Source organism: Gordonia sp. (in: high G+C Gram-positive bacteria) (assembly GCF_049299075.1).
Classification (GTDB): domain Bacteria; phylum Actinomycetota; class Actinomycetes; order Mycobacteriales; family Mycobacteriaceae; genus Gordonia.
In genome coordinates, this window is record NZ_JBAQWU010000510.1 from 1 (window position 1) to 10,603 (window position 10,603).

Genomic DNA, 10,603 nt, shown 5'->3' on the forward strand with positions numbered 1-10,603 from the left:
AAACGGGGGCCTCCTCTGCATCCGAACTTCCCTCAGCCGGCCGGTTTCGCCGTGCGGACGGAGTCCTCCACGAGGTCGAGGACCGCTGTCAGATCGTCGGTGGCTTGACCAGTCGCCAAGCGCGTGATCAAGCCGTCCAGGACGATATCCAGATAGGTGACTAGGACTTCGGTGGGAACGTCTTTGCGCAGACTGCCGTCTTCGCGTTTGCGTTCCAACCGGGCCAGGGTCACCGCTTCGAGCTCGGCGCTGTGGCCCTCCCATGCGAAGGCGAATGCTGGATCTGTACGGATTTTGCGGACGATTTCCAACCGAGTGCCCAGCCAGTCGAAATCCCGGGGCCGCGCGAGCATATCGCGCATGACCTGGACCAGACCTTCCTCGGCGGCCACATCGGCCATCCGCTCCGCATCCTCGCGAGCGAGGGCCAGGAAGAGCGCTTCTTTGTCTTTGAAGTGATGGAAGATCGCCCCTCGGGACAGTCCCGTGGCTTCCTCCAGTCGGTTCACTGTGGCGCCGTCGTAGCCGTATTCGGCGAAGCAGTGCCGCGCGCCGTCGAGAATTTCCCGACGACGCGCGGCAAGCCGGTCATCGCTGACCTTAGGCATAAATGATCCAGCTCTTAGCTGTTGATCATGTTCCGCAGGACGTACTGCAGAATGCCACCGTTGCGGTAGTAGTCGGCCTCACCTGGAGTATCGATCCGAACGACCGCATCGAATTCGACGACGTCGCCGCCGGACTTGGTGGCGGTGACCTTCACCGTCTCCGGGGTGACCCCGTTGTTGAGCTCGACGATACCGGTGATGTCGAAGACCTCGGTACCGTCCAGCCCCAGGGTCTTGGCATTCTCGCCCTCGGGGAACTGCAGCGGGACAACACCCATACCGATGAGGTTCGAGCGGTGGATACGCTCGAAGGACTCGGTGATGACTGCCTTGACGCCGAGCAGCACGGTGCCCTTGGCGGCCCAGTCGCGCGAGCTGCCCGAGCCGTATTCCTTGCCGCCCAGCACGACCAGCGGAACGCCGGCCTTCTGGTAGTTCTGCGAGGCGTCGTAGATGAAGCTCTGCGGGCCGCCCTCCTGGGTGAAGTCCCGGGTGTAACCGCCGGACACGCCGTCGAGCAACTGGTTCTGCAAGCGGATGTTGGCGAAGGTACCGCGGATCATCACCTCGTGGTTGCCGCGACGGCTACCGAGCGAGTTGTAGTCCTTACGCGCGACGCCGTGGCTGTCCAGGTACTGGGCGGCCGGGGTCCCCGGTTTGATCGGACCGGCCGGGCTGATGTGGTCGGTGGTGACCGAGTCGCCGAGCAGCGCCAGCACCCGGGCACCGCTGATGTCGGTAACCGGAGCGGGTTCCATCTCCATACCGTCGAAGTACGGCGCCTTGCGGACGTAGGTGGACTTGTCGTCCCACTCGAAGGTGTCGCCGTCCGGGGTGCTCAGACCCTGCCAGCGCTCGTCACCGTCGAACACGGTGGCGTACGACTTGGTGAACATCTCGGCGTTGATCGCCGACTTGATGGTGTCGTCGATCTCCTGGGCGCTCGGCCAGATGTCCTTCAAGAAGACGTCGTTGCCGTCGGTGTCGGTACCCAGGGCCTCGGTCTCGAAGTCGAAGTCCATGGTGCCGGCCAGGGCGTAGGCGATCACCAGCGGCGGGGAGGCCAGGTAATTCATCTTTACGTCGGGGGAGATGCGCCCCTCGAAGTTGCGGTTGCCCGACAGCACGGCGGTGACGGTCAGGTCCTCGTCGTTCACCGCCTGACTGATGGCTTCCGGCAGCGGGCCGGTGTTACCGATGCAGGTGGTGCAGCCGTAGCCGCCCAGGAAGAAGCCGAGCTTTTCCAGATACGGCCACAGGCCAGCGGCCTCGTAGTAGTCCGAAACGACCTGCGAACCCGGAGCCATATTGGTCTTGACCCACGGCTTGGAGGTCAAGCCCTTCTCGACGGCGTTGCGGGCCAGCAGGCCGGCACCGATCATGACCGACGGATTCGAGGTGTTGGTGCAGGAGGTGATGCCAGCGACGGCAACAGCCCCGTGGTCGAGCACGAAGGTGTTGCCGTCCGAGGTGACGGTGACCGGCTTGCTCGGGCGGCCTTCGGCGCCGTTGGCGGCCGACGCGACGACGGCGTCTTCTTCGGCGAACGAGAGCTTGGCCTCGGTCGGGGAGACGGCTGGTGGGTCTGACGCCGGGAAGCTCTCGTCGAGCGCCTCGTCCAGGCCGTTCTGCGGCGCCGGATGGTTCTCCTCCACATAGTTGTGGATGTCCTTGCGGAAGGCGACCTTCGACTCGGACAGCAGGATACGGTCCTGCGGGCGCTTCGGGCCGGCGATCGACGGAACGACGGTACCCAGATCGAGTTCGAGGTACTCGGAGTACTCCGCCTCGTTCTCGGTGTCGTGCCACATGCCCTGCTCCTTGGCGTACGCCTCGACCAGCGCGAGCTGTTCTTCGGGGCGACCGGTCAGGCGCATGTAGTTGATGGTCTCGCCGTCGATCGGGAAGATCGCACAGGTCGAACCGAACTCGGGACTCATATTGCCCAGGGTGGCCCGGTTGGCCAGCGGCACCTCGGCGACGCCGGCACCGTAGAACTCGACGAACTTGCCGACCACGCCGTGCTGGCGCAGCATGTCGGTGACGGTCAGCACGACGTCGGTCGCGGTCACACCCGGCTTGATCTCACCGGTCAGCTTGAAGCCGACGACGCGCGGAATCAGCATGGAGACCGGCTGGCCCAGCATGGCCGCCTCCGCCTCGATGCCGCCGACGCCCCAGCCCAGCACGCCCAGCCCGTTCTCCATGGTGGTGTGCGAGTCGGTGCCGACGCAGGTGTCCGGGTAGGCCTGTCCGTTACGAGTCATGACCACACGCGCCAGGTGCTCGATGTTCACCTGGTGGACGATGCCCATGCCCGGCGGAACAACGCGGAAGTCGTCGAAGGCGCCCTGACCCCAGCGGAGGAACTGGTAGCGCTCGCCGTTGCGCTGGTACTCCAGCTCGACGTTGCGCTCGAAGGCATCGGCGCGGCCGAACACGTCCAGAATGACCGAGTGGTCGATGACCATTTCGGCGGGGGACAACGGGTTCACCTTGTTCGGGTCGCCGCCGAGTGCCGCGACGGCCTCACGCATGGTGGCCAGGTCGACCACACAGGGAACGCCGGTGAAGTCCTGCATGAGGACGCGTGCCGGGGTGAACTGGATCTCCACGCTCGGCTGAGCACTGGGATCCCAGGTGGCGAGTGCGTTGATGTGATCGGTGGTGATATTCGCGCCGTCCTCGGTACGCAGCAGGTTCTCGGCGAGAACCTTCAGTGCGTAGGGCAGCTTCTCGGTGCCGGGAACGGCCGAAAGGCGGAAGATCTCGTACGAGTCATTTCCCACCTCCAGAGTGCCGCGGGCGCCAAAGGAATCCTTGCTCAACGTGTGCTCCTCTTCGCGGTTGCCGCACCGACGGGCTGCGCCGGCACGAGGTATCAGCCGGGCTGTCGCGGACACCGCGACGTCCCGTGGGCTGCTGCCCTGCCATGATAGCAGTACGCGCGTACTGGTTGGAGATAACCGGAGGATTTGGCGGTTCGTGCGCGGCGCGGGTCGGCCGAACGCCCGGCTGTCGTACAGTGAGCGCGATCCCAACGCGCGATTTCAGGAGTGTGCATGTCCCCGGGCCCGGTCACCGTCCAGCTGGCGAGCCCAGCCGATAACACTGCACAGTGGACCGATCTGAATATCGGCGGCATAGTCGCCCAGCTCAAGGCCACCGGTGTAGTGGCACCGGCCGATCAGTCCGCCGGACTGAAGAACGTGGTCGCGCGCGCCGATGCGGACGGCAACGCGCTCTTCGTCGTGGTACTCGACCAGCAATACGCTCCGTTCACCGTTTATCGCGACATCGCCACCGAGATCCAGACGCACACCGGCGGCACCGTGCTCGTCTTCGGTCCGGGTGGCGTCGTGGGCACCGCCTCCAGCGACTTCAGTCGCGTGCAACTCGAGGATGGCACGTCAGCAGTGAAGACCGGAACGGATACCGCCACCGCCGTCGGGCAGATCTACGACGAGGCGACCGCGCCGTACCTGGATTGGACGCTGGTCACCATCGCGCTCCTGGTCGTTGTCGCACTTAGTGCGGTGATCGCCCGCTACGCCAGCTTGCGCCGCCGTTCCACGGCGGACGTTGAGCAGAAGCGCAACGATACTGCCTTGGGCGCGGCATCGGTCGGCGCGGAATCCGCCGGCACGGACGACGACCGGTCGGTCGACTCCGAGGCCTGATCCCACCTCCCACGACCGCGCTCGGCTCCGTTACCAAAGTGTGATGGCTTCGGGGCGGTGCGCTTTAGCCTGTTCAACCCATTTTCCCTGGTAATCACCCCAATGTAATTCACCGCACCCGGTTTCTGATGGGTCAGATGTGACGTACGGTGCTGTAGACACATTTGAGAGACCTGAGGTCGAAGCGACCAGAGAGATTGCTGGTTCAGGGGTTTTCAATGCGGACAGCTAGGGAGTACGTCGGTTGAAGCAAGTAACAAGTCACGCACGGTGGGCGACGCAGGGAGGCACCCTCTGCGCCCTCGTCCTGGTCGGCGCGCTGACTGCAGGTACTGCCACCGCCGATCCCAAGCCCGATTCGCCGGTCGCCGCACTCGTCAACCAGATCGCCGCCGTCGATCAGAATCTTGCGACACTGGCCACCGAAGTGGCCGCGAAGCAGGAGAACGTCAACAAGGCGCTCGTCGACTTCCAGAACGCCGTTGCCGCCCAGCACATCGCGGCTGCAGCCGATAACGCCGCCAAAACCGACCTGCAAAAGGCCAACGGCCTAGTCGCCGGTGCGCAAGCCGAGTTCGACGCATTCATGCGTTCAGTCAGCCGCCAGGGCAACAACCGCGGCTCGATGGTCGACTACGTCTCGTCCGATGATCCGAGCAAGGTCCTCGACCGGATGACGAGTGTCGAAACCATGGGACGCCAGCAGCGCGCCACGCTCCAGAAGCTGCAGACGGTGCGCGCTCAGCAGGCCAATCGCGTCGCCGCTACGTCGGCCACCCGTCGGCAGACCAATGCGGCGGCAGCAGGCGCGCAGAACCGCCGTACCGAGGCCATTAGCGCGGTCACCGACGCCCGTCAGGCGGTGAGCGACCAGCGCGGTCAGCGCAGCACCCTCATGGGGCAGCGGGCGGCGCTGGCGGAGAAGTTGCAGAAGGCCCGCGGCGGTACGCCGGCGGCTGCCACGCCGAACGTCGGTGACGTCGTGGGCGACGTCATCGGCGCGATCCCGGCGAATCCGGCCGAGGGTGGTGACGGCGCGGCCGAAGCTGCGCTGATCGTTGCCAAGCTGGCCGCCGAAACTGGCACCCAACTCCTGGCGGCCCTCGTCGGTGAGCAGCAGCTTCCGCAATCGCAGCTGCTCAACGAGCTCGGAATCGGCGGCACCGCGCCACTGAACTCCGGCCCCGGTGGCACCCTCTCGCAGATCGCCACCGGCTCGCTCGGCGGACTGTTCCGTGGCGGCGGCGGCGGTGCGATGCGGCCGGGTCTCCGCGGTCCGCAGGCCGTTGAGCTCGTCGTCAACCGCGCCAAGTCGCAGGTTGGCCTGCCCTACGCGTGGGGCGGCGGCGACGCGAACGGTCCCACCCTGGGTATCCGTGATGGCGGCGTGGCCGACGCCCACGGCGACTACGCCAAGGTCGGTTTCGACTGCTCGGGGCTGATGATTTACGCTTTCGCCGGCATCGGCATCGATCTGCCGCACTACACCGGTTACCAGTACACCTCCGGCCTCCAAGTCCCGCTGGCCGAAATGCAGCGCGGCGACATGATCTTCTACGGACCGAATGCCAGCACGCATGTCGCGATGTATCTCGGCGACGGAACGATGATCGAGGCACCGCAGTCCGGTGACGTGGTCAAGATCTCGCCCGTGCGCACCGACGGCGCAATGCCAAACGTGGTGCGCCTGGCCTGACCGGGTCCGACTGGCCTGACCGGGTCCGGCAGTATCGGGCCGAGGGCCGGTAGAGTCGCTCCCAGCACCAGTGGATCACCAACAATCCACACCAGAAGATTCTGTGCTGGGCCGACGGCTCGGTGCGCCGAAGACGAGGAGTCACCGGTTTGAGTTCACCTGCCGCTGCGAACACGCTCACCCCCGAGGACGCCAAACTCCTCGAGCGAGCGATGTACGAGGTTAAGCGCGTCATCGTCGGTCAGGATCAGCTGGTCGAGCGCATTCTGGTCGGCCTACTGGCCCGCGGACACATTCTCCTCGAGGGGGTCCCGGGTGTTGCGAAGACGCTCGCGGTAGAGACCTTCGCGACGGTTGTCGGCGGTGACTTCAAGCGCATCCAGTTCACCCCCGACCTGGTGCCGACCGACTTGTTGGGCACCCGTATCTACCGACAGGGCCGCGAAGAGTTCGACACCGAACTCGGCCCGGTCGTCACGAACTTCCTGCTCGCCGACGAGATCAACCGCGCCCCGGCCAAGGTGCAGTCGGCACTCCTGGAAGTGATGGCCGAACGGAAGGTCTCCATCGGCGGCGTCACCTACCCGCTGCCGGACCCCTTCCTGGTGATGGCGACCCAAAACCCAATTGAGAACGAAGGCGTCTATCCGCTCCCGGAAGCGCAACGCGACCGCTTCCTGTTCAAAGTCCTCGTCGACTATCCGTCGGTGGAGGAGGAGCGCGAGATCGTCTACCGGATGGGCATCGATGCTCCCACTGCCTCACCGATCCTCGATCCGGCAACGACGATCCGCCTCCAACGCGTGGCTGCTGGTGTCTTTGTGCACCACGCTTTGGTCGACTATGTCGTGCGCGTCGTGGACGCCACCCGCCGCCCGGCCGATCTTGGCCTGAACGACGTTGCGACCTGGCTCAGCTACGGCGCTTCGCCGCGCGCCACCCTGGGCATCGTGGCCGCAGCCCGGGCACTGGCCATCGTGCGCGGCCGCGACTACGTGATCCCGCAAGATATCGTCGAAATCATTCCGGACGTGCTGCGGCACCGGCTCGTGCTGAGCTACGACGCCCTCGCCGACGAGGTGACCCCCGACCAGATCATTACCCGCATCTTGCAGACGGTAGGCCTACCGCAGGTCAGTGCCGTGCCGCAGCAGGCAGCAGCGCCGCAGGCCGCCCCGGCGCAGGTCGCCCCACCGGTGGCTTCGCGCGCGGAGGGTCATGTCGGCGGGTAGCGGTCTACCGTCCTTGCACGGCGGCCATCTCGACGATCCCCAGCTGAACGCTGCGCTGAACACCCTGGAGCTGACCGTTCGGCGCAAGCTCGACGGGGTGCTGCAGGGCGCCCACCTCGGGCTGATTCCGGGTCCGGGTTCGGAGCCGGGGGAGGCGCGGCTATATCAGCCCGGCGATGACATCCGCCGGATGGAGTGGTCGGTCACCGCACGCACCACGCAGCCGCATGTGCGGCAGATGATCGCCGACCGCGAGTTGGAGACCTGGTTCGTGATGGACGCCTCGGCAAGCCTGGACTTCGGGTGCGGGGAGCATTCCAAGCGCGATCTGGCCGTGGCCGCGGCCGCGGCCATCGTGCACCTGACCTCTGGCGGCGGCAATCGGCACGGCGCGATCGCGGTGACCGGCGATTCGATCACCCGGATCCCGGCACGGTCCGGCCGCGCGGACGCCCGCAACCTCCTCAAGGCTCTGGCCACCACTCACCGCAGCAGCCCGGGTGTGCGGGGCGACTTGAACGCCGGGTTGGAGGCGCTGCGCCGCCCGCAGCGCCGACGCGGGTTGGCCGTGGTGATCAGCGACTTCCTCGGGCCCATCGATTGGGCCCGGTCGTTGCGCGCGATCGGGGCCCATCACGATTTGCTCGGCATTGAGATTCTCGACCCACTGGACATCGCGTTGCCGCCCGTCGGCCCGGTCACCTTGGCCGACGCCGAATCGGGGGAGATCGTCGAAATCGACGTGACCGAGCAGGTCCGGATGGACTTCGCCGCCGCGGCGCAGCAACACCGGACACAGGTGCAGTCGGCCTTCCGCGGTAGCGCTGGCTCAGTGATGACCCTGCAGACCGACCGGGACTGGATCGCCGACACAGTGCGCTTCGTGGGGCAACGTCGTCGTGCGGCTGGGGTGCGCTGATGGGCCAGTGGTTTTCTAATCCCTGGTGGCTGGCCACCATCCTGCTCGTCGCGGTTCTGATCGGCGCGTACATCTATGAGATGCGCCGGCGCACGGCCCGCGCCCTGCGGTTCGCCAACCTCGACGTCCTCAAATCGGTGACCCCGCGGCATCAGGACCGCTTCCGGCACGTGCCGTTCGCGCTGCTGGCCACCGGCCTGCTGCTGCTCTGCGTTGCGATGGCCGGGCCGATGGCCGAGCGCGATGTGCCGCGCAACCGGGCAACGGTGATGCTCGTCGTCGACGTCTCCAATTCGATGAAGGCCACCGACGTGGCGCCGTCGCGGCTCGAGGCTGCCCAGGCCGCCGGTAAGCGGTTCGCCGACGAACTCACCACCGGTATCAACCTGGGCCTGGTGTCGTTCGCCGGAACGCCGTCGACTTTGGTGTCGCCGACACCCGACCACAACGCCACCAAACGCGCGCTGGACAAGCTGCGGCTCGCGGACAAAACCGCGACCGGTGAAGGCATTTTCGCAGCGCTCGAGCAGATCCAAACGCTCAACAGCGCCCTGGGTGGCGATGAGCACGCACCCCCCGCGCATATCGTGTTGCTCTCCGACGGCAAACAGACCGTGCCGGAGAGCCCGGACGCCAACCGCGGCGGGTTCACCGCGGCCCGCAAAGCGAAAGAGGAGGGCATTCCGGTGTCCACCATCTCGTTCGGCACCATGCACGGCACCGTCGAGCTGGAGACCCCGAACGGGCAGACCGAGCGCATCCCGGTACCCGTCGACGACGAGTCGCTGCGCAAGATCGCGAATCTCTCCGGCGGAAACTTCTACACCGCATCGTCGCTGGACGAACTCAACAAGGTGTACTCGACGCTGCGCCAGCAGATCGGCACCGAACGCCAGCGCGGCGACAACTACCGCCCGTGGGTGATCGCCGGCAGCATGCTGGCCATCATCGGCACCTTGGGCGCACTGTTCCTCAATCGCCGCCTTCCCTGACGTCACTTCTCGTGAGATAGGTTGAACAACCATGGCAGACAACAACGAATTCACTCCGCGTTCGGTACTGGTCACCGGCGGTAACCGCGGCATCGGTCTGGCCGTCGCCCAGCGCCTGGCCGCCGACGGCCACAAGGTGGCCGTCACCCACCGTGGGTCCGGGGCGCCAGACGGACTGTTCGGCGTGCAATGCGATGTGACCGACACCGAATCGGTCGACCGTGCCTTCGCCGAGGTAGCCGAACACCAGGGTGCCGTCGAGGTGGTCGTCGCCAACGCCGGCATCACCGAAGACACGCTGATCATGCGGATGAGTGTCGACAGCTTCGAGAACGTCATCAACGCCAACCTCACCGGCGCTTTTCGCGTCACCAAGGCCGCGACCCGCAACATGCTCAAGGGCCGGTGGGGACGGTTTATCTACCTCGGTTCGGTGGTCGGCCTGATGGGCACCCCGGGACAGGCCAACTACGCGGCATCCAAGGCTGGCGTCATCGGTCTCGCGCGGTCGGTGACCCGCGAGCTCGGCGGCCGCAACATCACCGCCAACGTCGTAGCGCCCGGCCTCATCGATACCGAAATGACCCGAGCGCTGCCCGAGGAGTACACCAAAACTGCCGTCGATCAGGCGATCCCGGCCAAACGGATGGGCCAGCCGCAGGAAGTCGCCGCCGTGGTGAGCTTCCTGGCCTCGGATGATTCGGCCTACGTCACCGGCAACGTGATCAACGTCGACGGCGGCCTCGGCATGGGTCACTGACCCGACCTGACCAGCCCGACAACCCCTCGAACCCACAGGAGCGCAACATCGTGAGTGGAATCCTTGCCGGCAAGACCATCCTGGTGACTGGCATCATCACCGACGCATCCATCGCCTTCGCTACGGCGGCCCAGGCCCAGGAGGCCGGGGCCAAGGTCTTGATCACCGGTATCCCGGAGCGGCTGCGGCTGATCAACCGCATCGCCAAGAGGCTGCCACAGGAAGTCCCCGAGGCGATCGGCCTGGACGTCACCGACGAGGAGAGCCTGGGCGCCCTTGCCGATCAGCTCCGCGCGCTGGCACCCGAGGGGATCGACGGCGTCGTGCATTCGATCGCGTTCGCGCCGCGGACCCTGATGGGCCCGGACGCGCTGCCCTTCCTGGAGGGCCCAGGCCCGGACGTCGCCAAAGCCTTCGAGATCTCCGCATGGAGCTACGCCTCGCTGGCCCGCGCCGTGCTGCCGGTGATGAACGAGGGCGGCTCCATCGTGGGCATGGACTTCGATCCGCGCACCGCCGTCCCGGACTACAACTGGATGGGTGTGGCCAAGGCCGCATTGGAGTCGGTGAACCGCTACGTCGCCCGCGAGGTCGGCTACGCGAAGAAGGTGCGCTCGAACTTGGTGGCCGCCGGTCCGATCAAAACCCTTGCGGCCAAAGCGATTTCGGGTACCGCTACCGATGATGCCAAGAAGCTGACCATGCTCAACGAATAC

The 10,603-nt window shown here is 66.0% G+C and carries 9 protein-coding genes; 7 read left to right on the forward strand and 2 right to left on the reverse strand.

Annotation, left to right across the window (positions count from 1 at the left end; genetic code table 11):
- Positions 1–32: 32 nt before the first annotated feature.
- A complete protein-coding gene (locus tag WAW85_RS16120) occupies positions 33–608 on the reverse strand; it encodes a TetR/AcrR family transcriptional regulator (RefSeq protein WP_422560600.1) in 576 nt (191 codons plus the stop codon).
- A 14-nt stretch (positions 609–622) separates the two neighbouring features.
- Positions 623–3,436 (reverse strand): aconitate hydratase, encoded by a 2,814-nt coding sequence (locus WAW85_RS16125; RefSeq protein WP_422560601.1) that lies wholly within the window; start codon positions 3,434–3,436, stop codon positions 623–625.
- 234 nt (positions 3,437–3,670) lie between these two features.
- Between WAW85_RS16125 and WAW85_RS16130 the strand changes: the two genes are divergently transcribed.
- The 7 genes from WAW85_RS16130 to fabI all read left to right on the forward strand — a co-directional run.
- Positions 3,671–4,288 (forward strand): DUF6676 family protein, encoded by a 618-nt coding sequence (locus WAW85_RS16130; RefSeq protein WP_422560602.1) that lies wholly within the window; start codon positions 3,671–3,673, stop codon positions 4,286–4,288.
- A 244-nt stretch (positions 4,289–4,532) separates the two neighbouring features.
- Complete coding sequence (locus WAW85_RS16135; protein WP_422560603.1) at positions 4,533–5,984, forward strand: NlpC/P60 family protein; 1,452 nt, start codon at positions 4,533–4,535, stop codon at positions 5,982–5,984.
- A gap of 149 nt (positions 5,985–6,133) precedes the next feature.
- Positions 6,134–7,216, forward strand: coding sequence for an AAA family ATPase (locus WAW85_RS16140; RefSeq protein WP_422560604.1), 1,083 nt, complete (start codon positions 6,134–6,136; stop codon positions 7,214–7,216).
- Positions 7,203–8,135 (forward strand): DUF58 domain-containing protein, encoded by a 933-nt coding sequence (locus tag WAW85_RS16145; protein WP_422560605.1) that lies wholly within the window; start codon positions 7,203–7,205, stop codon positions 8,133–8,135. The genes WAW85_RS16140 and WAW85_RS16145 overlap by 14 nt, the downstream gene beginning before the upstream one ends.
- A complete protein-coding gene (locus WAW85_RS16150) occupies positions 8,135–9,127 on the forward strand; it encodes a VWA domain-containing protein (protein WP_422560606.1) in 993 nt (330 codons plus the stop codon). Before WAW85_RS16145 ends, WAW85_RS16150 begins: the two co-directional genes overlap by 1 nt.
- Before the next feature lie 31 nt (positions 9,128–9,158).
- Positions 9,159–9,887: a 3-oxoacyl-ACP reductase FabG1 gene (fabG1, locus tag WAW85_RS16155; protein ID WP_422560607.1), complete on the forward strand. Its 729-nt coding sequence runs from the start codon at positions 9,159–9,161 to the stop codon at positions 9,885–9,887.
- A gap of 50 nt (positions 9,888–9,937) precedes the next feature.
- On the forward strand, positions 9,938–10,603 hold a 666-nt coding region (gene fabI / locus WAW85_RS16160), incomplete at its 3' end, for an enoyl-ACP reductase FabI (RefSeq protein ID WP_422560608.1).